This window comes from Paracoccus sp. MA, assembly GCF_020990385.1.
In the GTDB taxonomy this organism is placed as follows: Bacteria; Pseudomonadota; Alphaproteobacteria; order Rhodobacterales; family Rhodobacteraceae; genus Paracoccus.
This window is the reverse complement of record NZ_CP087598.1, coordinates 641,276-663,082: the sequence shown is the minus strand read 5'-3', so window position 1 is coordinate 663,082 and position 21,807 is coordinate 641,276. Positions and strand designations below refer to the sequence as shown.

Here is a 21,807-nt window from a genome sequence, read left to right as displayed (position 1 = left end):
GCGAAAGGCGTCAACTCGCCCTCCAGCCCGGTTGTTCGTAAAGCGGCCGCACGGGCATCTGCCCCGAGCGGCGCAGGACGCATTGGTTGAAGATCTCGGCCGGGTCGCGGCCCATGATATAGTCCGAGGACAGGTCCACGCTGACAAAGCCGCCGCGATAGCCGTGCGAGCCGACCCCGAAGCCGACCTCGGTGCGCGGCCCGCGGGCGTCCAGCGCCTTCACCATGCAGACGCGCTCGGCCTGTTCGACCGGAATCTGCGCCGGCGCGCAGGCCGCCAGCCCCAGCAAGGCCGGGGCAAGCAGGAAAGCCGCGCGGCGCGCGGCCATCAGGCCGCCCGCTTGGCCGCGGCAGCGGCCCCGGCGATGCATTGCGTGGTCGCCGGACGGCCGACGATGGCGGCCACCGCATCCCCGGCCCCCGCCGCGCCGGCATCAGCGATGCTGGCCAGTTCCGCAGTGGTGGCGTTCTGCATCACGCAATCCGTATAGGGCGCGACATTGGCGCCCGGCAGGCGCCGCGCCATCTCGCGGTTCACGATCACGCGCGCCGAGGAGCGGATCGCCGCATCCGGCGCGGGCGCCGCGACCGGCGGCAACGGGCCGGGGGCCGGCGCCATGCCGGGGTTCTGTACCACGCAGCCCGAAAGGGCCAGCGCAGCGGCGGTCAGGATCAGGGGAAGACGCATCAGTAAACCCTCGCTTTGGGTGCGATCTTTTTCAGGTCGATCCCGCCTTCCTCTTGCGTGGTCAGAGGCTCGAGGTGCACGGGCCGATAGGCCAGTTTAACATCGTTGCCTTCGATCCACGCAAGCGAGTGCTTGCGCCAGTTGGCATCATCCCGCTCGGGGTAGTCTTCATGGGCATGGGCGCCGCGGCTTTCCTTGCGCGCCTCGGCGCCGACGATGGTGGCCAGCGCATTGGGCATCAGGTTGGTCAGCTCCAGCGTCTCCATCAGGTCGCTGTTCCAGATCAGGCTGCGGTCGGTGACCTTCAGGTCGTCCATCTTGGCCGCGATCACCTTCATCTTCTCGACGCCCTCGGCCAGGGTCTTGTCGGTGCGGAACACCGCGGCATCGGCCTGCATGGTGCGCTGCATCTCAAGCCGCAGCTCGGCCGTCGGCACCGAGCCGTTGGCGTTGCGGATGCGGTCGAAGCGGTCCAGCGCCTTGTCCACCTGTTCCTTGTTGGTGCTGGGGATCGCCGCCTTGCGATCGATCACCTGCCCGGCGCGGATCGCCGCGGCGCGGCCGAAGACCACCAGGTCGATCAGCGAGTTCGAGCCCAGCCGGTTCGCGCCATGGACCGAGGCGCAGCCGGCCTCGCCCACCGCCATCAGGCCGGGGAAGACCGCGTCGGGGCTGTCCTCGGTCGGGTTCAGCACCTCGCCCCAATAGTTGGTGGGGATGCCGCCCATATTGTAATGCACGGTCGGCAGGATCGGGATCGGCTCGCGCGTGACATCGACGCCGGCGAAGATCTTCGCCGATTCCGAGATGCCCGGCAGCCGCTCGGCCAGGCTTTCCGGCGGCAGGTGCATCAGGTTCAGATACATGTGATCCTTTTGCGGGCCGACGCCGCGGCCCTCGCGGATCTCGATGGTGATGCAGCGGCTGACCACGTCGCGGGACGCCAGGTCCTTGTAGGTCGGGGCATAGCGTTCCATGAACCGCTCGCCTTCCGAGTTGGTCAGGTAGCCGCCCTCGCCGCGCGCGCCCTCGGTGATCAGGCAGCCCGAGCCGTAGATGCCGGTCGGGTGGAACTGCACGAATTCCATGTCCTGCAAGGGCAGGCCGGCGCGGGCCACCATGCCGCCGCCGTCACCGGTGCAGGTATGGGCCGAGGTGGCGCTGAAATAGGCGCGGCCATAGCCGCCGGTCGCCAGCACCACCATCTTGGCGTTGAAGACATGGATGGTGCCGTCGTCCAGCTTCCAGCACACCACGCCGGTGCAGGCGCCGTCGGTGATGATCAGGTCCAGCGCGAAATATTCGATGAAGAACTCGGCCTTTTCCTTCAGCGACTGGCCATAGAGCGTGTGCAGGATGGCGTGGCCGGTGCGGTCGGCGGCGGCGCAGGTGCGCTGCACCGGCGGGCCCTCGCCGAACTCGGTCGTGTGGCCGCCGAAGGGGCGCTGGTAGATCTTGCCTTCCTCGGTGCGCGAGAAGGGCACGCCGTAATGCTCCAGCTCGTAGACCGCCTTCGGGGCCTCGCGCGCCAGGTATTCCATGGCGTCGGTATCGCCCAGCCAGTCCGAGCCCTTGACGGTGTCATACATGTGCCACTGCCAGTTGTCGGGGCCCATGTTCGACAGGCTGGCGGCGATGCCGCCCTGCGCCGCGACCGTGTGCGAGCGGGTCGGAAAGACCTTGGTCACGCAGGCGGTGCGCAGCCCCTGTTCGGCCATGCCCAGCGTCGCGCGCAGGCCCGCGCCACCGGCACCGACGACCACGACATCATATTCGTGCGTTTCGTATTTGTAAGCAGCCATGGCGGAACCTCAGACGACGACGATCGCGCCCAGACCCATCCGGGCCAGGGCATAAACGGCGGCGGCGATCACCGCCCAGCCGAAGATGACGGAAAAGATGATGGCCGCCTTGCGCGTGCCACCCTGGAAATAGTCGTCGATCATGATCCGCGTGCCCTTGATGAAGTGGACCATGCCCACGATCACGAACAGCGCGGTGATGAGCGCCGGGAAGGGCCGGCCGAAATAGGCCAGGAACTGCTCGTGCGGCAGGCCGATGGCGCGGGCGATCACGATCATGAACAGCGGCGTCAGCACGGTCAGCGCCACGGCGCTGACGGTCATGGCCCAATGGTGCTGGGTGCCTTCATGGGCCGAGCCCAGGCCTTCGGCGGCTTTGCGGGGGGTGATGTAACGCATGATCCCTGCCCTTTTCTCAGAACGCGAAGAACACGATCAGCGTCAGCACGGCCAAGACGACCGAACCGGCGATCAGCGCCTGGCTGGATTTCTCGGCCTGCCGGATCTCGAGCCCGTAGCCGGCGTCGTAGGCCAGATGGCGCAGCCCGGCGAGCAGGTGATACCACAGCGCCCACATCGAGCCGGTCAGGATGATGAAGCCCAGCCAGGACCGCACCACCCAGTCGGCGCAGGCGAAGGCGCCGGGCGAGGTCACGGCGGCGACCAGCCACCAGGCGATCAGCACGATCCCGGCGACCAGGGCGTGGCCGGTGATGCGGGTCATGATCGAAGTGATTGCGGCAAGTGGCAGGCGATAGACCTGCAGATGCGGTGACAGTGGCCGGTTGCCCCGGTTGACGTCAGCCATGATGCGCTCTCCTGCGTTCAGGCCCCGCACGCTACGGCTGGCGGCGAGGGCTGGCCGAAATTGGGTTTGCTTTTAGCCGTCTTGTCGCATCTGTCACGGGCGGATGCCAGACGTAAGGCGGATAAGGGCAGATTTTCCGTTTTTGTGATCACGCAAATGCCGGCTGTGATCACAGGCGCCCCATCAAGCGCGAGATGATTGCGGTATCATGCCGGACTCGGCCCATTCGCCCGAATAGCCGAGGATTTCCGTCATGTTGGCCGGGGCGTCGCTCCGATTCGCCGCTCCTCCTTGCCAGCCGTCATTTCGGCATCAGCGCCCAGTAATCCAGGTCCAGCAGCACCTGCGGGGCGTATTTGCCCTCGCCGGTCTTCAGGGCGTGATCACCGGCGGCGCCCTTGTGGGCGACCAGCCGCAGCCGGATCGCGCCGATGCCCGGCGCATGGGTGTCGGCCTTGTCCAGCACCTCGGACCAGGCGCGGATGGTGTCGCCGGAAAAGCAGGGATTGGCATGCGCGCCGCCGTTCAGCGCCACGATCATCTGCGCATTGGCCAGCCCGTTGAAGCTGAGCGCGCGGGCCATGCTGATGACATGGCCGCCATAGATCAGCCGCCTGCCGTCCTCGCGCGCCGTTACGTCGAAATGCACCTTGGCGGTGTTCTGCCACAGCCGGGTGGCCAGCATGTGCTCGGCCTCCTCGACGGTGACGCCGTCGACATGGTCGATCACCTCGCCGATCTGGTAGTCACCCCAGCGATGCGGTTCGCCGGCCAGGTCGAAATCGTATTGGGCGAAATCCATCCCCTCGGGCACCACCAGATCGCCGGGCGCCACCGCCTTCGCCAGCTCCGGCACCACCGGCTCGGGCGCCAGGGCCGAGGCGTCGCGCTTGCGCACCATGACCCAGCGCACATATTCCAGCACCGCCTCGTCCAGCTGGTTCAGCCCGCGCGTGCGCACCCAGACCACGCCAGACTTGCCGTTGGAGTTCTCGCGCAGCCCGATCACCTCGGATTCCGAGCGCAGCGTGTCGCCGGGCCAGACCGGTTTCAGCCAGCGCCCCTCGGCATAGCCCAGGTTGGCGATGGCGTTCAGGCTGATATCCGGAACCGTCTTGCCGAAGACGATATGGAAGGCGATCAGGTCGTCCATCGGGCTGCCTTCCAGCCCCGAGGCCGCCGCGAATTCGTCCGAGGAATAAAGCGCATGCCGCGCCGGATAAAGCGCGTGGTAAAGCGCGCGCTCGCCCTCGGCCACGGTGCGGGGGACGGCGTGGCGGATCACCTGGCCGACGCGGTAATCCTCGAAGAAGCGGCCCGGATTGGTCTTGCTCATCATGGTCCCTTACTGTTGGCCCAGTTTCATCTCGGGGTGGTAATCGGCCTCGATCTCCTTGGTGACGGCCTGGGCGCAGCGCATTACGCCGCGCGCCGCGTCGAAGGCATAGGCCGGGGCGCCATGCAGCTCCCAGCCTTTCGACAGCGCCTCGCTGACCTTGTGGCAGAAGGCCGAGGTGTCGTCCTCGGTCAGCAGGCGATAGATCTTCGGCATGTCAGCCTCCAAACGGGTTATAGCCCAGCCAGGCGTGGATCAGCCCCACGACCAGCATGACGACGATGGCGCCGACCGCCGCCATCGCCTCCTTGCGGGCCGGGAACGGGCCGGCGGGCGGGGTCCAGCGCGGCTCGGCGCGGTTGATGACCGCCATCTCGACCAGCGCCCAGACCAGCAGCCCGCCGAACAGCACGAAGCTGGGCAGATCGCCGTTCGGCAGCAGATGCGCAAAGGCCCAGAGCGCGAAGCCGGTCAGCTGCGGGTGGCGCATGTGCCGGGTGACGCGGGTCTTCATCCCGGCGGCGGCGAAGAGATAGAAGGCCAGCAGCACCAGCAGGTTGTTGATGCCCTTCAGCGGCGCCGAGGCGCCCCACCAATAGGGCCCGTCGGCCATGCGATAGCCGACCACCATCAGCACCACCGACAGAAGCAGCAGTCCCGCGACGCCGCCACGGCCCAGCCGGGCGCGGGATTGCGGCGCAAGGCGCTTGAGCAGATGCGCGCCCCACCACAGGGCGAGGCCAAGGATCAGGATCAACATCTGGCTATTCCTTTCCGCTGGATGTTAATGGCCCTTACTTTGCCATCACCCCGCCAGTTCGGCAATCGCCGCTGCCTTGGCCAGCGTGGCCCGCGCGGTCTCGACATGCAGGTTCTCGACGATCCGGCCATCCACGACCGCGACGCCCCTGCCCTGCGCATTGGCCTCATCGAAAGCTTCGATCTGGCGGCGGGCCAGCTCGACCTCCGAGGCCGAGGGCGCGAAAACCTCGTTGGCGATGGCCAGCTGCGCCGGGTGGATCAGGGTCTTGCCGTCGAAGCCCATGTCGCGGCCCTGCTCGCATTCGGCGCGCAGGCCCTCGTCGTCCTTGAAGGCGTTGAAGACGCCGTCGACGATCACCCGGCCATGCGCCCGCGCCGCCAGCAGGCACAGGCCCAGCCCCGGCATCATCGGCAGCCGGTCGGCGCGAAAGCGGCTGTTCAGCTCCTTGGCCAGGTCGTTGGTGCCCATGACCATGCCCTGCAGGCGCGGATGCGCGGCGATCTCGGCGGCGTTCAGCATGCCCTCCGCCGTCTCCATCATCGCCCAGAGCGGCGTGTCGGGCACCAGCGCCGCCACGCGGTCCAGATCGGCACCGCGGCTGACCTTGGGCACCAGCACCGCATCGGCGCCGGTGGCAAAGGCGCGGGCATCGCCCTCGCCCCATTCGGTGTCCAGCCCGTTGATGCGCACGATCCGTGCCCGGCCGGCATAATCGGCCAGCAGCGCCTTGGCCAGAAGCTCGCGCGCGGCGGCCTTCTCGGACGGCGCCACCGCGTCCTCAAGGTCGAAGATGATCGCGTCGGCAGCCAGCGTCCGGGCCTTTTCCATGGCCCGCTGATTGGCGGCCGGAATGTAGAGAACAGAACGATAGGGACGGGTCATCGGGGCCTCGCGTAATAATCTTGCGCGAACCTGCCCGGAAAGGAAGCGAATCGCAAGCACCGATTTGCCGCACTGCGGCGTCAGATCCCGTCCCAGATCAGCTTGGCCGAAACTAGGATCAGCGCCCAGGTGATGAAGCGATAGAAAAACGCCGGCGACATGCGCCGCACCAGCCACAGCCCGGCAAGCACGCCCAGCACGCCCGGCACCATCAGCACGGCGGCCACCGACAGGTTATGCGCGGAAAGCTGGCCCAGCAGGGCATAGGGAATCAGCTTCACCGCATTGCAGATGGCAAAGAAGATCGTCGTGGTGCCGGCATAGGTCATCGGCGTCATGCGCAGCGGCTGGGCATAGACCTGATAGGGCGCCGCCCCGGAATGGGACACGAAGCTGGTATAGCCCGAGACCGTGCCCCAGAAACTGCCCGCGCCCCAGCGCGGCGGCCGGGCGCCGGCGCTGATGCGGCTGCGCAGCAATGCGTTCAGCGCGAAGGCCAGGCCGATCAGCCCGACGATCAGCCCGACCTGCGCGTCGTCGACATGATGCGCGGTCGCCCAGCCCAGGCCGATGCCGGCGATCGCCCCGGGCACCAGGGTCCGCAGCACCCGGCGGTCGAAATCGCGGCGAAAGGCGATCAGCCCGCCGATATCCGAGACGATATAGACCGGCAGCAGGATGCCCGCCGCCTGCACCGGCGACATGACCAGCGCCAGCAGCGGCACCGAGATGGTGCCGACCATCGACAGCCCGCCCTTGGCCAGCCCGATCGAAAAGGCGGCGATCACCGCCAGCACCCAGCCCAGCATCTCCATTCCGGCACGCCCTCCGCTTTGCCGGCCATGGAGTAATCCAGCCGTCCGGCCGCGGCAATGCACGGGCAGGTTTGTCCTGTTAGCGGTTGACAACGGCCGATTTCGCGCCGGTCCGACAGGCAAGGCTTGCGATTCTCATCCCGAGGGACTAGGCCACCGCGCGAACCCATCATGGAAATCGGAGGTTAACATGGCCCGACCCAAGATCGCACTCATCGGTGCGGGACAGATCGGCGGCACGCTGGCGCATCTGGCCGCGATGAAGGAACTGGGCGACGTCGTCCTGTTCGACATCGCCGAGGGCACCCCTCAGGGCAAGGCGCTGGACATCGCGCAATCGGGCCCGTCCGAGGGCTTCGACGCCAGCATGAAGGGCGCCAACGACTATGCCGACATCGCCGGCGCCGACGTCTGCATCGTCACCGCCGGCGTGCCGCGCAAGCCCGGCATGAGCCGCGACGACCTTCTGGGCATCAACCTCAAGGTCATGAAATCGGTGGGCGAGGGCATCAAGCAGCACGCCCCGAACGCCTTCGTGATCTGCATCACCAACCCGCTGGACGCGATGGTCTGGGCGCTGCGCGAGTTCAGCGGCCTGCCGCATGAAAAGGTCGTCGGCATGGCCGGCGTGCTTGATTCGGCGCGCTTCCGTCACTTCCTGTCGCTGGAATTCGGCGTCTCGATGCGCGACGTCACCGCCTTCGTGCTGGGCGGCCATGGCGACACCATGGTGCCGCTGACCCGCTATTCGACCGTTGCCGGCATTCCGCTGCCCGACCTGGTCAAGATGGGCTGGACCACGCAGGAGAAGCTGGACGCCATCGTGCAGCGCACCCGCGACGGCGGCGCCGAGATCGTCGGCCTGCTGAAGACCGGCTCGGCCTTCTATGCGCCCGCCACCTCGGCCATCGAGATGGCGGAAGCCTATCTCAAGGACCAGAAGCGCGTGCTGCCCTGCGCCGCCTACGTGAAAGGCGCCTACGGGCTGGACGGGCTTTATGTCGGCGTGCCGACCGTGATCGGCGCCGGCGGCATCGAGAAGGTCGTCGACATCACGCTGAACGCCGAGGAACAGGCGATGTTCGACAAGTCGGTCGATGCGGTGAAGGGCCTTGTCCAGGCCTGCAAGGGCATCGAAAGCGCGCTGGCCTGATCGCCGCATCCGCGCCGTGAACGACCCCGCCGGCGACGGCGGGGTTTTTTCATGGCCGTCTTTCCACGGCCGGGGCGCGAGGGGAAAAGGTGCCAGCGACCGGGCTTGCAGCGGCTCGCGCGCCCCGCGAGCCTCCCCGCAACCTGGGACCTTGGGATCTGTCAGGCCCCAAGGCAGCGGCTGCCCGCATCCCCTTGCAGGCGGCGGATTCCCGGGATGCTTGCGCGGCAAGGCGGCATTTGTGATCACAGCCTTGAAAACTGTGATCGCAAAACGCGAATTCCCGCCTGTTTTACGGATTTCGCCGATCATAGTGCTTTGGGGCGTGCGCGGAATGTGCCACAAGCCCGGCCAACCGACAACTGCGGGGAAGCACCATGAATATCCATGAATACCAGGCCAAGGCGTTGCTGCGCCAATACGGCGCGCCGGTCTCCGACGGGCGGGTGGTGATGAAGGCCGACGAGGCCAAGGCGGCGGCGGGGGAACTCGACGGTCCGCTCTGGGTCGTCAAGGCCCAGATCCATGCCGGCGGCCGTGGCAAGGGTCATTTCAAGGAGAAGGAAGCCGGCGAGAAGGGCGGCGTCCGGCTGGCGAAATCGGTCGAGGAGGCCGAGGAACTGACCCGCCAGATGCTGGGCCGCACGCTGGTCACCCACCAGACGGGCGAGATCGGCAAGCAGGTCAACCGCATCTATATCGAGGACGGCTCGGATATCGAGCGCGAGCTGTATCTGGCGCTGCTGGTCGATCGCGGCACCTCGCGCGTCAGCTTCGTCGCCTCGACCGAGGGCGGCATGGACATCGAGGAAGTCGCGGCCTCGACCCCGGAGAAGATCGTCAGCTTCAGCGTCGATCCGGCCTCGGGGCTTTCGGATTTCCACGGCCGCCGCGTGGCCTTCGCCCTGGGCCTCTCGGGCCCGCAGGTCAAGCAATGCGTCCAGCTGGTCAAGAACCTGTATCGCATGTTCATCGAGAAGGACATGGAGATGCTGGAGATCAACCCGCTGATCGTGATGAAGGACGGCAACCTCAAATGCCTCGATGCGAAGATGGGCTTCGACAACAACGCCCTCTATCGCCAGCCCGACGTGCTGGCGCTGCGCGACGAGACCGAGGAGGACCCGAAGGAACTGGCGGCCTCGAAGTTCGACCTGAACTACATCGCGCTGGACGGCGAGATCGGCTGCATGGTGAACGGCGCCGGCCTGGCCATGGCCACCATGGACATCATCAAGCTCTACGGTGCCGAGCCGGCGAACTTCCTTGACGTGGGCGGCGGCGCCTCCAAGGAAAAGGTCACCGAGGCGTTCAAGATCATCACCTCGGACCCGAACGTCAAAGGCATCCTGGTCAACATCTTCGGCGGCATCATGCGCTGCGACATCATCGCCGAGGGCATCATCGCCGCGGTGAAGGAAGTCGGGCTGCAGGTTCCGCTGGTCGTGCGTCTGGAAGGCACCAATGTCGAGCTGGGCAAGCAGATCGTCCGCGACTCGGGCCTGAACGTGATCCCGGCCGACGACCTGTCGGATGCGGCGCAGAAGATCGTGAAAGCGGTGAAAGGATAAGAAGATGGCCGTTCTCGTCAACAAAGACACCAAAGTCATCTGCCAGGGCATCACCGGCTCTCAAGGCACCTTCCACACCGAACAGGCGATCGCCTACGGCACGCAGATGGTCGGCGGCGTGACGCCCGGCAAGGGCGGCAGCGAACACCTGGGCCTGCCCGTGTTCAACAGCGTCCACGAGGCCGTGGCGAAAACCGGCGCCAATGCGACCGCGATCTATGTGCCGCCGCCCTTCGCGGCCGACTCGATCCTGGAAGCCATCGACGCCGAGATCCCGCTGATCGTCGCCATCACCGAGGGCATCCCGGTCCTCGACATGATGAAGGTCAAGCGCGCGCTGCAGGGCTCGAAATCGCTGCTGATCGGGCCGAACTGCCCCGGCATCATGACGCCCGACGAATGCAAGATCGGCATCATGCCCGGCAGCATCTTCAAGCGCGGCTCGGTCGGCGTCGTGTCGCGTTCCGGCACGCTGACCTATGAGGCGGTGAAACAGACCTCGGACGTCGGCCTCGGCCAGTCCTCGGCCGTCGGCATCGGCGGCGACCCGATCAAGGGCATGGAGCATATCGACGTGCTGCGCATGTTCCTGGACGACCCCGAGACCGAGTCGATCATCATGATCGGCGAGATCGGCGGTTCCGCCGAGGAAGAGGCGGCCGAATTCCTGGCCGAGCAGAAGCGCAAGGGCAAGTGGAAGCCGACCGCCGGCTTCATCGCCGGGCGCACCGCGCCGAAGGGCCGCCGCATGGGCCATGCCGGCGCCATCGTCTCGGGCGGCAAGGGCGACGCGGAATCGAAGATCGAGGCCATGAAATCGGCCGGGATCGTCGTTGCCGACAGCCCGGCGGGCCTGGGCGAGGCGGTGCTGAAGGCTCTCGGCCGGTAACGTCTTTGCAAGCTTTTTGACTTAGGCGTGGCCCCTGCCTACCTTCAGGGGGCCGCGCCAGACTTTACCAGCAGGTGCCAGATTGGACGTCCGCCGTCGCCAGATCGTCGCCAGAACCGCCGGGGCAGTGCCCTGCCCGGCCGACGGCCCTGCCCTGACCGTGCGGGGCGCGGCATGACCACGCAGCCCCCTCCGGCCGGCAAGCCCGCCCCCTCGCCCGATCCTTCGCCGGTCGCGGCGCGGAACTGGGCGCTCTGCGTCTCGACCTACAATCGCCGGCGGATGCTCTGCGACTGCGTTCGCGCCGCGCTGGCCTCGGACGAGCGGCCGGCGGAAATCGTCATCGTCGATGCCAGCGCCGACTGGCCGCTGAACCGCCAGAGCGTCGAGGCGGTGGTCGCCGAGGCCGGCGGCTGTCCCCTGACCTATGTGCCCGCCCTGCGCAAGTCGCTGACGGTGCAGCGCAACCAGGCCGTCGCGTTGGCCCGGGCCGACATCCTGTTCATGATCGACGACGACGCGCTGCTGCATCCCGACTGCGCCGGGCGGATCATGGCGCATTACCGCGCCGACAGCCGCGGCCGGATCGTCGCCATCTCGGCCCGCAACGCGCCCCGGACCCGCGACGCGGCCGGCGCGGCCGAGCTGAAGCGGACCAACCCCGCCGGCGGGCTGCTCGCGGACCGGGGGGGACCGGCGCGGCGCGGCATCGACTTCGTCCTGCGGCATCTGCTGATGATCCCCGCCGAGCAGCGTTTCCTGGCCTATGACCGCCCCGAACGGCGCTGGCAGGGCGATGCCACCCTGCCCGAGGGGCTGCTGCGCGTCGATTTCATCGTCGGCTTCGCGCTGACCCTGCGCCGCCACCTGGCGCTGCGCGAGCCATTCGACGAGGGGCTGGTCGGCAGCTCGATCGCCGAGGATCTGGACGCCAGCTACCGCTTTGGCCGGCACGGCATCCTGGCCATCGCGCCCGAGGCGCTGATCCACCATCTCGAAGCGGCGGCCGGCCGCGACCGGCGGCGGATCAACAGCGCCCTGGCGGTGCTGAACATCGCCTATTTCGTCCGCCGCAATTCCGAGCGGCAGGGCCGCGACCTGGCCCGCTACGCGCTGTGGTATCTGCGCATGGTGCTGGCCGAACTGCCCAAGGACATCGCCGGGGGCCGCTGGGACCTGCCGCAGCTGCGCGGCGCCCTGCTGGCCGGGCGCCACCTGCCCGCGCTGCTGCGCCAGCCGCGCGCCGGGCTGCCGGCATGGTATCAGACCCTTCAGACACGGCTGATGACCGGGGCTTCGCCCGGTCCTGGCCAGAACAAAGCGACCGCCCCCGACCCGGGCGCGAACGGATAGGATTTCCCGGAGGCAAGCCAATGAACGATCAATCCCCCAATTCGGCCTTCCACGATTCAAGCTTCCTGCAGGGCCATAACGCGGCCTATGTAGAGCAACTTTACGGCCAGTGGGCCCAGGACCCGGCGGCGGTCGATCAGGCCTGGGACGCCTTCTTCCGCAGCCTGGGCGACGAAGAGGCCGTGGTCACCCGCGAGGCCAAGGGCGCCAGCTGGCGCCGCGCCGACTGGCCGCCGGTGCCCTCGGACGACACCACCGCGGCGCTGACCGGCGAATGGCCGATGCTGCCCAAGGCCGAGGCCAAGGCGGCGCTGGACAAGATCGCCGCCAAGGCCGGCGAAAAGGGCGTCAGCTTGTCGGACGACCAGCTGAAGCGCGCGGTGCTGGACAGCGTCCGCGCCATCATGCTGATCCGCGCCTTCCGCATCCGCGGCCATCTCTATGCCGATCTGGACCCGCTGGGGATGCGCGACATCCCCGAACATGGCGAACTGAAGCCCGAAACCTACGGCTTCACCGAGGCCGACCTGGACCGGCCGATCTTCATCGACAACGTGCTCGGCCTGCAGATCGCCACGATCCGCCAGATCGTGGATCTGATGAAGCGCACCTATTGCGGCACCTTCGCGCTGCAGTTCATGCATATCTCGAACCCCGAGGAAGCCGCCTGGCTGAAGGAGCGCATCGAGGGCTACGGCAAGGAGATCGCCTTCACCCGCGAAGGCCGCCGCGCCATCCTCAACAAGCTTGTCGAGGCCGAAGGCTTCGAAAAGTTCCTGCATGTCAAATACATGGGCACCAAGCGCTTTGGCCTTGACGGCGGCGAGGCGCTGATCCCGGCCATGGAGCAGATCATCAAGCGCGGCGGCGCGCTTGGGGTCAAGGACGTGGTGATCGGCATGCCGCATCGCGGCCGCCTGTCGGTGCTGGCCAATGTCATGGGCAAGCCCTACCGCGCCATCTTCCACGAATTCCAGGGCGGCAGCTACAAGCCCGACGACGTGGACGGCTCGGGCGACGTGAAATATCACCTCGGCGCCTCTTCGGACCGCACCTTCGACGACAATACCGTGCACCTGTCGCTGACCGCGAACCCCTCGCACCTGGAAGCCGTGAACCCGGTGGTGCTGGGCAAGGTCCGCGCCAAGCAGGACCAGCTTTCCGACCAGACTCACCGCACGGCGGTGCTGCCGATCCTGCTGCATGGCGACGCGGCCTTCGCCGGCCAGGGCATCGTGGCGGAATGCTTCCAGCTGTCCGGCATTCGCGGCCACCGCACCGGCGGCACCATCCATATCGTGGTGAACAACCAGATCGGCTTCACCACGGCGCCGCATTTCAGCCGCACCTCGCCCTATCCGACCGACATCGCGCTGATGGTCGAGGCGCCGATCTTCCACGTCAACGGCGACGACCCCGAGGCGGTGGTGCATGCCGCCCGCGTGGCGACCGAGTTCCGGCAGAAGTTCCACAAGGACGTGGTCATCGACATCTTCTGCTATCGCCGCTTCGGCCATAACGAGGGCGACGAGCCCATGTTCACCAACCCGGCGATGTACAAGGCGATCAAGGGCCACAAGACCACGCTGCAGCTCTATACCGACCGCCTGGTCGCCGACGGCCTGGTGCCCGAGGGCGAGATCGAGGAGATGAAGGCCGCCTTCCAGTCGCATCTGAACGAGGAGTTCGAGATCGGCAAGAACTTCAAGCCGAACAAGGCGGACTGGCTGGACGGCAAATGGTCGGGCATCGAGGCCGAACATGCCGAGGAAAATCTGGGCCAGACCGGCATTTCGGCCGAGACCATGGCCGAGATCGGCGGCGCGCTGACCCGGGTGCCCGAGGGCTTCGACCTGCACAAGACCGTGGGCCGGCTGCTGGAATCCAAGAAGCAGATGTTCGAGACCGGGAAGGGCTTCGACTGGGCCACGGGCGAGGCGCTGGCCTTCGGCTCGCTGCTGGTGGAGGGGCATCCGGTGCGCCTGGCCGGCCAGGACTCGACCCGCGGCACCTTCTCGCAGCGCCATTCCGCCTTCGTGGATCAGGCCACCGAAGAGCGCCACTACCCGCTGAACCATATCCGCGGCGGGCAGGCGCGCTACGAGGTCATCGATTCGATGCTGTCGGAATATGCGGTGCTGGGCTTCGAATACGGCTATTCGCTGGCCGAGCCGAACAGCCTGGTCATGTGGGAGGCCCAGTTCGGCGATTTCGCCAACGGCGCCCAGATCATGTTCGACCAGTTCATCACCTCGGGCGAGAAGAAATGGCTGCGCATGTCCGGCCTGGTGATGCTGATGCCGCACGGCTATGAGGGCCAGGGCCCCGAGCACAGCTCGGCGCGGCTGGAACGCTGGCTGCAGATGTGCGCCGAGGACAACTGGATCGTGGCCAACTGCACGACTCCGGCGAACTATTTCCACATCCTGCGCCGGCAGCTGAAGCGCCCCTTCCGCAAGCCGCTGGTGCTGATGACGCCGAAATCGCTGCTGCGCCACCCGCTGGCGGTCTCGACGGCGGACGAGTTCCAGACCGGCTCGACCTTCAACCGGGTGCTGGCGGACGATGCCGACCGCGGCAAGTCCGAGTTCAGGCTGGTGCCGGACGACAAGATCCGCCGCGTGGTGATCTGCTCGGGCAAGGTCTATTACGACCTCGCGCAGGCCCGCGACGCGGCCGGCGCCGAGGATGTCTATATCCTGCGGCTGGAGCAGTTCTATCCCTTCCCGGCCCAGACCATGTCCAAGGAGCTGGAACGCTTCAAGGACGCCGAGATCGTCTGGTGCCAGGAGGAACCCAAGAACCAGGGCGGCTGGACCTTCGTCGAGCCCAATATCGAATGGGTGCTGTCGCGCATCGGCGCCAAGCATGGCCGTCCGCGCTATGTCGGCCGCCATGCCGCGGCCTCGCCGGCCACCGGGCTTGCCTCGCGCCACAAGGCCGAGCAGGAGGCCCTAGTCCACGAAGCCATCACCATCGGGTCCTGACATGGCAGTGGAACTGCGCGTCCCCACGCTTGGGGAATCGGTATCCGAGGCGACGGTGGCCACCTGGTTCAAGAAACCGGGCGACCGCGTCGCCGTGGATGAAATGCTGTGCGAGCTGGAAACCGACAAGGTGACGGTCGAGGTGCCCTCGCCCGTTGCCGGAAAACTGGCCGAGATCGTCGCCCCCGAGGGCACGGTGGTCGCGCCCAATGCGCTGCTCGCGCAGATCATGGAACAGGGCGATGCCGGCCCGGAAGAAATGTTGCCCAAGGCTGATGCGGGCACGAAGGCTCAGGAAGGACAGACGAAGATGAGCGGAAAATCCGTCGATGTGATGGTGCCCACCCTGGGCGAAAGCGTGACCGAAGCCACGGTGGCGACCTGGTTCAAGAAGGTCGGCGACAGCGTCGCGCAGGACGAGATGCTGTGCGAGCTCGAGACCGACAAGGTCTCGGTCGAGGTTCCCGCCCCGGCGGCGGGCGTCCTGGCCGAGATCCTGGCCCCCGAGGGCGCGACGGTCGAGGCCAGCGCCCGGCTGGCGATCATCACCGAGGGCGCGGCCGGCGCCGCATCGGCGCCCAAGGCCGAAGCGCCTGCCGCGGCCGCGGCCGCCGTGCAGTCGCCGGGCGCCGGTCCGGAAACGCCCGCCGCCCGCAAGGATGTCGAGGACGCGCCCTCGGCCAAGAAGGCCATGGCCGAGGCCGGCGTCAGCCGCGACGCCGTGACCGGCACCGGCCGCGACGGAAGGGTGATGAAAGAGGACGTGGCCCGCGCCGCCGCGGCCCCGGCGCCTGCCGCCTCGCCCGCCCCTGCCCCGGCCCAGGCCCCGCGCGCGCCCAGCTCGGCCGACGACGCGGCGCGCGAGGAGCGGGTCAAGATGACCCGCCTGCGCGCCACCATCGCCCGCCGCCTGAAGGATGCGCAGAACACCGCCGCGATGCTGACCACCTATAACGAGGTGGACATGAAGGGCATCATGGACCTGCGCAACACCTACAAGGACCAGTTCGAGAAGAAGCACAAGGTCAAGCTGGGCTTCATGTCCTTCTTCGTGAAGGCCTGCTGCCACGCGCTGAAGGAGGTGCCCGAGGTCAATGCCGAGATCGACGGCGGCGACATCGTCTACAAGAACTTCGTCCACATGGGCGTGGCGGTCGGCACCCCGACCGGCCTGGTGGTCCCGGTGGTGCGCGACGCCGACCAGAAGAGCTTCGCCCAGATCGAGAAGGAGATCGCCGAGCTGGGGCTGCGCGCCCGCGACGGCAAGCTGACCATGGCCGAGATGCAGGGCGGCACCTTCACCATCTCGAACGGCGGCGTCTACGGCTCGCTGATGTCCTCGCCGATCCTGAACCCGCCGCAATCGGGCATCCTGGGCATGCACAAGATCCAGGAGCGGCCGGTCGTCGTCGATGGCCAGATCACCATCCGCCCGATGATGTATCTGGCGCTGAGCTACGACCACCGCATCGTGGACGGCAAGGGCGCCGTGACCTTCCTCGTGCGCGTCAAGGAGGCGCTGGAGGATCCGCGCCGCCTGCTGATGGATCTGTGATCGCTTTGGGGCGCGGCTTCGGCCGCCCCCTTCCTCATTGCCGGGTTCCATGTCGCCGTCCCCTGCCATCGTCACCCCGATCCGCCGCGTCTTGCCGGTCCCGCCTCCCGCGCGGAGTGCGGCGCATGGCTGAGGACGCGGCGACCCTCCCGGCCGGATCGGTCTTCCTTGGCCCGGCGCTGCCCCCCGGTCCCGCCACCGCGCAGGCCGAGGCCATGCGGCGTGCCCATCCGCAGGACTTTCCCACCGCCGATGCGGCGGCGCAGTTCCTGCGCAGCATCCACATGCCCGCCAGCCTGCGCTGGGCCTTCCTGAACAACGGCAAATCCGGCACCAGCTCGGCCCGGAGGCTGTTGTTCCGGCTGGAATTCGGGGTTCCCCTGACCGCGGAATGGGACGTGCCCGGCGACATCAATTCCGACGCGGTCGTGCATTACCTGCAGGGGCCGGCCGGCATCCTGCGCCCGGCCCTCGCCATTCCCGAAGCCGCCGCGCGGCTGGCGGCGGCGCTGCGGATCACCACGGTCCGCCATCCGCTGGACCGCGCGCTTTCGGCCTTCGACTATCTCTGCCGCTCGCATGAGCTGCGCCATGGCTGGTTCGCGGCGGACCGGCTGCGCATGAACGCCCTGGTCGGCTTCGACTGGTCCCGGCATCCGCGCACGGAACAGGGCTTCGCGCGGTTTCTGGACTATGTGGCATGCATCCGCGCCCAGGCCGGCGCCGCCGCAATCGACCCGCATTGGCGCCCGCAGATCGAGAACGTCCGGCCCGCGCTGTTCCGCCCCGACCTGGTCGGGCGGGTCGAGGACATGCCGGGCTTTTTCGCCGCGCTAGCCGCGCGGCTGGATCGCCCGCTGCCGGGGGATGCCGCCGGCACCGCCTCGAACCGGCAGCATCATCGCAGCGACCGCGCCGCCCTGCTGAGCGCCGGGAACCGGGCAGCCATCCGGGCGCTCTATGCCGCCGATTTCGATTGGCTGGGCTATGATCCGGGGGATCGCTGATGCGTCTTTCCCCCTTCCCGGCCGGCGCGGCGCGGCTCAAGGCAACCCAGGCAGCGGCCGTTCCGTTGAACGGCAGGTCGAAACTTGCCCCCGGCAGGGCAGCAAAAAGCTGAAAGGACTGAAGCCATGCAGATGATCGCGCATTACACCGTCGCGGGTTACGCCGCCTTCAAGACCGCTTTCGACGCCGATGCCGAGGATCGCGGCAATAACGGCCTGTCGCTGCTGCAGCTCTGGCGCGAAAGCGACCAGAGCGCCTGGGCGCTGTTCCAGGTGCAGGACGCCGCGGCCGCCAAGGCCTATCTGGAGGGCGCGGCGGGGGTCTTCAACAGCCAGGCCGGCGTCTCGGCCACCGCGTTCCATTTCGTCGAGACCGCCTGATGGCGGCCGAGACCACCGCGCTGGCGCTGGCCGCCTTGCTGCAGGCCGTGCAGATCGGCCTGGCCGCCGCCTCGATGAACCGCGACGTCGGCGCGAAATGGAACGCCAGCCCGCGCGACCGGCAGCCGGAATTCTCGGCCCTGACCGGGCGGCTGCGCCGCGCGGTGGACAACCATTTCGAGGGGCTGATCCTGTTCACCATCGCCGTGCTTCTGGTGGTGCTGGGCGATGCCGGCTCGCCCCTGACCGTGCTTTGCGCCTGGACCTATCTGCTGGCCCGGCTGCTCTACATCCCCGCCTATGCCTTTGGCTGGTCGCCCTGGCGCTCGGTCATCTGGGCGGCGGGGTTCGTCGCCACGCTGGCGATGATCCTGACCGCTTTGTTCACCTGACTCGAATGGCGGCGCCGAAGGCGCGCCGCGAACTGCAAGGAGACCCGAATGTCCACCTATGACCTGATCGTGATCGGCGCCGGACCCGGCGGCTATGTCTGCGCGATCCGCGCCGCCCAGCTGGGGCTGAAGGTCGCCTGCGTCGAGGGGCGCGAGACCCTGGGCGGCACCTGCCTGAACGTCGGCTGCATCCCCTCGAAGGCGCTTTTGCATGCCAGCCACATGCTGCACGAGACGCATGAGAATTTCGAGAAGATGGGCCTGGTCGGCGCCGCGCCGAAGGTCGACTGGCAGAAGATGCAGGGCTACAAGGCCGAGACGGTCGGCGGCAACACCAAGGGCATCGAGTTCCTGTTCAAGAAGAACAAGATCGACTGGCTGAAGGGCTGGGCAAGCATCGAGGCGCCCGGCAAGGTCAAGGTCGGCGACACCGTCCACGAGACGAAGAACATCGTCATCGCCACCGGCTCGGAACCGGCCAGCCTGAAGGGGGTCGAGGTCGACAACGCGGCCGGCATCGTCGTCGATTCCACCGGCGCCCTGTCGCTGCCGAAGATCCCCAAGTCGATGGTGGTGATCGGCGCCGGGGTGATCGGGCTGGAGCTGGGCTCGGTCTATGCCCGGCTGGGCGCCGAGGTGACGGTGGTCGAGTTCCTGGACGCCATCACCCCCGGCATGGACGGCGAGGTGCAAAAGCAGTTCCAGCGCATCCTGGCGAAACAGGGGCTGAAATTCGTCCTGGGCGCCGCCGTGTCCGAGGTCGAGGTCGAGAAGGGCAAGGCCGAGGTCAAATACAAGCTGCGCAAGGACGACAGCGAGCATGAGATCAAGGCCGAATGCGTGCTGGTCGCCACCGGCCGCCGCCCCTATCTCGCCGGGCTGGGCCTCGACAAGCTCGGCGTCGCGCTGACCGATCGCGGCTTCGTCCAGATCGACCAGCATTGGCAGACCAGCGTCAAGGGCATCTACGCCATCGGCGACGCGGTGCCCGGCCCGATGCTGGCCCACAAGGCCGAGGACGAGGGCATGGCGGTGGCCGAAGTCATCGCCGGCAAGCATGGCCATGTGAACTATGACGTCATCCCCGGCGTGATCTATACCACGCCGGAGGTCGCCTCGGTCGGCCTGACCGAAGAGGCCGCGAAGGAAAGCGGCCGCAAGGTCAAGGTCGGCAAGTTCCCCTTCATGGGCAATGCCCGCGCCAAGGCCCTGTTCCAGGCCGAGGGCTTCGTCAAGCTGATCGCCGATGCGGAAACCGACCGGGTCCTGGGCTGCCACATCATCGGCCCGAATGCCGGCGAGATGATCCACGAGATCTGCGTGGCGATGGAATTCGGCGCTGCGGCCCAGGACATCGCCCTGACCTGCCACGCGCATCCGACCTGTTCGGAAGCGGTGCGCGAGGCGGCGCTGGCCTGCGGCGACGGCGCAATTCACGCCTGATCGGCGGAACTTCACCGAAACCGCCGCCGCGCTGCGGCAATAATCCGCCGATGGGCCGCCCCGAACCGGGCGGCCCTTTCTTTTGCATTCCCCGACTCCGGCGGCTGTGGCTAATCCTTCGGGCAATGAAAAGCCAAGGGGCAGTCATGAAATCCATTATCGCACTGTTGGCGCTGAGCGGCGTTCTGGCTGTCAGCGCCTGCGGCGACAATCGGGTCGATCCCGACCGCCGCTATCTGGTCGAACCCCGCGCCTCGGCGGCCCAGGTCGCTGCGCTGCACCCGAACGAGACACCGGAGCTGCGCCGGCTCATCCACAAATATGCCGCGGAATACGATGTGCCCGTCGATCTGGTGCAGCGCGTCATCATCCGCGAATCGACCCATCGCCCCGGCGCCCGCAACGGCCCCTATTACGGGCTGATGCAGATCCTGCCCGCCACCGCGCGGGGCATGGGCTATCGCGGCTCGCCCGCCGGGCTGCTGGATGCCGAGACGAACCTGAAATACGGCGTCAAATACCTGCGCGGCGCCTATATGGTCGCCGACGGCAACAAGGATGCCGCGGTGAAATGGTATGCCCGCGGCTATTACTACGAGGCCAAGCGCAAGGGCCTGCTGGAAGCCACCGGCCTGCGCTAAGGCGAGGGACAGCGGATCGCGGGGGCGGCCTTCGGGCCGCCCTTTGCATTACAGCTTGCGGTTGTAGCGGATGAAGGGCGACTTCTGGCCAACCCGGTCGTAGAGCATGCGGCCGGGATAGTTGTCCTCGGCCGTCAGCCAATAGACGGCGGGGACGCCGGCCCGGTCGGCCTCGGCATAGACGGCCTCGATCAGGGCGCGGGCGATGCCGCGGCCGCGCGCCTCGGGTGCGGTGAACAGGTCCTGCAGATAGCAGACCCCTTCGTCGCGCCACAGGTTCGGGTGAAAGACGTAATGCGTCAGCCCCAGCAGCCGCCCGTCCGACTCGGCCACCAGCCCGTGGAAGTCGCGCGGATCGCGCGCCATCAGCCGGGCAAAGGCGCGGTCGTAAAAGGACGGCGGCCGGTCGTCGAAGCCGTAAAAGGCCTGATACCCCTCGTAGAGCCGCTGCCAGCCCTTGCGATCCTCGGGGCGAAGCGCGCGGATCATCGCTGCCGCCCTCAGCGTTGACGGCGGGCCATGAAGGCCAGCCGCTCGAACAGCGCCACGTCCTGTTCGTTCTTCAAAAGCGCGCCGTGCAGCCGGGGCAACATCTCGCCGGCCGGGCGCTTCAGGTCCTCGGGCGACAGGTCCTCGGCCAGGATCAGCTTGAGCCAGTCCAGAAGCTCGCTGGTCGAGGGCTTCTTCTTCAGCCCCTGCACCTCGCGCAGTTCCAGGAACTGGCTCAGCGCCTCGTCCAGGATGCGGCGCTTGAGGCCGGGATAATGCACCTCGACGATGCGCTTCAGCGTTTCGGCGTCGGGAAAGCGGATATAGTGGAAGAAGCAGCGGCGCAGGAAGGCGTCCGGCAGTTCCTTCTCGTTGTTCGAGGTGATGATGACCACCGGCCGGTGCCGGGCCACCACCGTCTCGCCGGTCTCGTAGACATGGAACTCCATGCGGTCGAGCTCCTGCAGCAGGTCGTTCGGGAACTCGATGTCAGCCTTGTCGATCTCGTCGATCAGCAGCACGACCTTGCCCGGCGCCTCGAAAGCCTGCCACAGCTTGCCCTTGCGGATATAGTTCGCGATATCGTGAACCCGCGCCTCGCCCAGCTGGCTGTCGCGCAGCCGCGACACGGCATCGTATTCGTAAAGCCCCTGCTGCGCGCGGGTGGTCGATTTCACGTTCCATTCGACGATGGGCAGGTCCAGGCTTGCGGCAACCTGCCGCGCCAGCTCGGTCTTGCCGGTGCCCGGCTCGCCCTTGACCAGCAGGGGGCGTTCCAGCGTGATCGCCGCGTTCACGGCCATCGCCAGATCCGCGGGCGCCACATAGGTTTCGGTCGAGGAAAACTGCATCC

Annotated in this window: 23 protein-coding genes; 11 read left to right on the top strand and 12 right to left on the bottom strand. The window is 67.4% G+C overall.

Features of this window, described 5'->3' with window-relative positions; translation table 11 throughout:
* Positions 1–10 precede the first annotated feature (10 nt).
* The 10 genes from LOS78_RS10375 to LOS78_RS10330 form a co-directional block, all read right to left on the bottom strand.
* The gene (locus LOS78_RS10375) at positions 11–328 is read right to left on the bottom strand and encodes a hypothetical protein (protein WP_230378170.1); all 318 of its coding nucleotides are present in this window, start codon (positions 326–328) and stop codon (positions 11–13) included.
* Entirely contained in the window at positions 328–687 is a 360-nt protein-coding gene (locus tag LOS78_RS10370) for a hypothetical protein (RefSeq protein ID WP_028711869.1), read from the bottom strand. The genes LOS78_RS10375 and LOS78_RS10370 overlap by 1 nt, the downstream gene beginning before the upstream one ends.
* Positions 687–2,489: a succinate dehydrogenase flavoprotein subunit gene (sdhA, locus tag LOS78_RS10365; protein ID WP_230378169.1), complete on the bottom strand. Its 1,803-nt coding sequence runs from the start codon at positions 2,487–2,489 to the stop codon at positions 687–689. The genes LOS78_RS10370 and sdhA overlap by 1 nt, the downstream gene beginning before the upstream one ends.
* 9 nt (positions 2,490–2,498) lie before the next feature.
* Positions 2,499–2,888 (bottom strand): succinate dehydrogenase, hydrophobic membrane anchor protein, encoded by a 390-nt coding sequence (sdhD, locus tag LOS78_RS10360; protein ID WP_028711867.1) that lies wholly within the window; start codon positions 2,886–2,888, stop codon positions 2,499–2,501.
* Positions 2,889–2,904: 16 nt separating this feature from the next.
* Complete coding sequence (sdhC, locus tag LOS78_RS10355) at positions 2,905–3,297, bottom strand: succinate dehydrogenase, cytochrome b556 subunit (RefSeq protein ID WP_028711866.1); 393 nt, start codon at positions 3,295–3,297, stop codon at positions 2,905–2,907.
* Between the two features lie 301 nt (positions 3,298–3,598).
* Positions 3,599–4,633, bottom strand: a complete 1,035-nt coding sequence (locus tag LOS78_RS10350; protein WP_230378168.1) for a MaoC family dehydratase — start codon at positions 4,631–4,633, stop codon at positions 3,599–3,601.
* A 9-nt stretch (positions 4,634–4,642) separates the two neighbouring features.
* The gene (locus LOS78_RS10345; RefSeq protein WP_028711864.1) at positions 4,643–4,849 is read right to left on the bottom strand and encodes a DUF1737 domain-containing protein; all 207 of its coding nucleotides are present in this window, start codon (positions 4,847–4,849) and stop codon (positions 4,643–4,645) included.
* 1 nt (position 4,850) lies between these two features.
* Positions 4,851–5,393 (bottom strand): NnrU family protein, encoded by a 543-nt coding sequence (locus LOS78_RS10340; protein ID WP_230378167.1) that lies wholly within the window; start codon positions 5,391–5,393, stop codon positions 4,851–4,853.
* Positions 5,394–5,438: 45 nt separating this feature from the next.
* Positions 5,439–6,278, bottom strand: a complete 840-nt coding sequence (locus LOS78_RS10335; protein WP_028711862.1) for a CoA ester lyase — start codon at positions 6,276–6,278, stop codon at positions 5,439–5,441.
* An 80-nt stretch (positions 6,279–6,358) separates the two neighbouring features.
* The gene (locus tag LOS78_RS10330; RefSeq protein ID WP_028711861.1) at positions 6,359–7,093 is read right to left on the bottom strand and encodes a sulfite exporter TauE/SafE family protein; all 735 of its coding nucleotides are present in this window, start codon (positions 7,091–7,093) and stop codon (positions 6,359–6,361) included.
* A gap of 190 nt (positions 7,094–7,283) precedes the next feature.
* Between LOS78_RS10330 and mdh the strand changes: the two genes are divergently transcribed.
* The 11 genes from mdh to LOS78_RS10275 all read left to right on the top strand — a co-directional run bounded on the left by mdh (position 7,284) and on the right by LOS78_RS10275 (position 20,465).
* A complete protein-coding gene (gene mdh, locus LOS78_RS10325) occupies positions 7,284–8,246 on the top strand; it encodes a malate dehydrogenase (RefSeq protein WP_028711860.1) in 963 nt (320 codons plus the stop codon).
* 377 nt (positions 8,247–8,623) lie between these two features.
* Positions 8,624–9,817, top strand: a complete 1,194-nt coding sequence (sucC, locus tag LOS78_RS10320) for an ADP-forming succinate--CoA ligase subunit beta (protein ID WP_230378166.1) — start codon at positions 8,624–8,626, stop codon at positions 9,815–9,817.
* Between the two features lie 4 nt (positions 9,818–9,821).
* Complete coding sequence (gene sucD, locus LOS78_RS10315) at positions 9,822–10,706, top strand: succinate--CoA ligase subunit alpha (RefSeq protein ID WP_028711858.1); 885 nt, start codon at positions 9,822–9,824, stop codon at positions 10,704–10,706.
* Positions 10,707–10,880: 174 nt separating this feature from the next.
* On the top strand, positions 10,881–12,059 hold the full coding sequence (locus LOS78_RS10310; RefSeq protein WP_230378165.1) for a glycosyltransferase family 2 protein: 1,179 nt from the start codon (positions 10,881–10,883) through the stop codon (positions 12,057–12,059).
* A 20-nt stretch (positions 12,060–12,079) separates the two neighbouring features.
* Entirely contained in the window at positions 12,080–15,046 is a 2,967-nt protein-coding gene (locus LOS78_RS10305) for a 2-oxoglutarate dehydrogenase E1 component (protein WP_230378164.1), read from the top strand.
* A 1-nt stretch (position 15,047) separates the two neighbouring features.
* Positions 15,048–16,601, top strand: coding sequence for a 2-oxoglutarate dehydrogenase complex dihydrolipoyllysine-residue succinyltransferase (odhB, locus tag LOS78_RS10300; protein WP_230378163.1), 1,554 nt, complete (start codon positions 15,048–15,050; stop codon positions 16,599–16,601).
* A 125-nt stretch (positions 16,602–16,726) separates the two neighbouring features.
* Entirely contained in the window at positions 16,727–17,608 is an 882-nt protein-coding gene (locus LOS78_RS10295) for a sulfotransferase family 2 domain-containing protein (RefSeq protein ID WP_230378162.1), read from the top strand.
* Positions 17,609–17,734: 126 nt separating this feature from the next.
* Positions 17,735–17,989 carry a hypothetical protein gene (locus LOS78_RS10290; RefSeq protein WP_230378161.1) on the top strand — a complete coding sequence of 85 codons (255 nt, stop codon included), beginning with the start codon at positions 17,735–17,737 and terminating at the stop codon, positions 17,987–17,989.
* Positions 17,989–18,381, top strand: coding sequence for an MAPEG family protein (locus LOS78_RS10285; RefSeq protein WP_028711852.1), 393 nt, complete (start codon positions 17,989–17,991; stop codon positions 18,379–18,381). The genes LOS78_RS10290 and LOS78_RS10285 overlap by 1 nt, the downstream gene beginning before the upstream one ends.
* A gap of 48 nt (positions 18,382–18,429) precedes the next feature.
* Complete coding sequence (gene lpdA / locus LOS78_RS10280) at positions 18,430–19,824, top strand: dihydrolipoyl dehydrogenase (protein WP_028711851.1); 1,395 nt, start codon at positions 18,430–18,432, stop codon at positions 19,822–19,824.
* A 146-nt stretch (positions 19,825–19,970) separates the two neighbouring features.
* Positions 19,971–20,465: a lytic transglycosylase domain-containing protein gene (locus tag LOS78_RS10275; protein WP_028711850.1), complete on the top strand. Its 495-nt coding sequence runs from the start codon at positions 19,971–19,973 to the stop codon at positions 20,463–20,465.
* Between the two features lie 48 nt (positions 20,466–20,513).
* On the opposite strand, the gene LOS78_RS10270 is transcribed toward LOS78_RS10275, so the two are convergent.
* Together LOS78_RS10270 and LOS78_RS10265 are read right to left on the bottom strand one after the other, a co-directional pair.
* Complete coding sequence (locus tag LOS78_RS10270) at positions 20,514–20,954, bottom strand: GNAT family N-acetyltransferase (RefSeq protein WP_028711849.1); 441 nt, start codon at positions 20,952–20,954, stop codon at positions 20,514–20,516.
* An 11-nt stretch (positions 20,955–20,965) separates the two neighbouring features.
* The gene (locus tag LOS78_RS10265; RefSeq protein ID WP_230378160.1) at positions 20,966–21,805 is read right to left on the bottom strand and encodes a MoxR family ATPase; all 840 of its coding nucleotides are present in this window, start codon (positions 21,803–21,805) and stop codon (positions 20,966–20,968) included.
* Positions 21,806–21,807 lie beyond the last annotated feature (2 nt).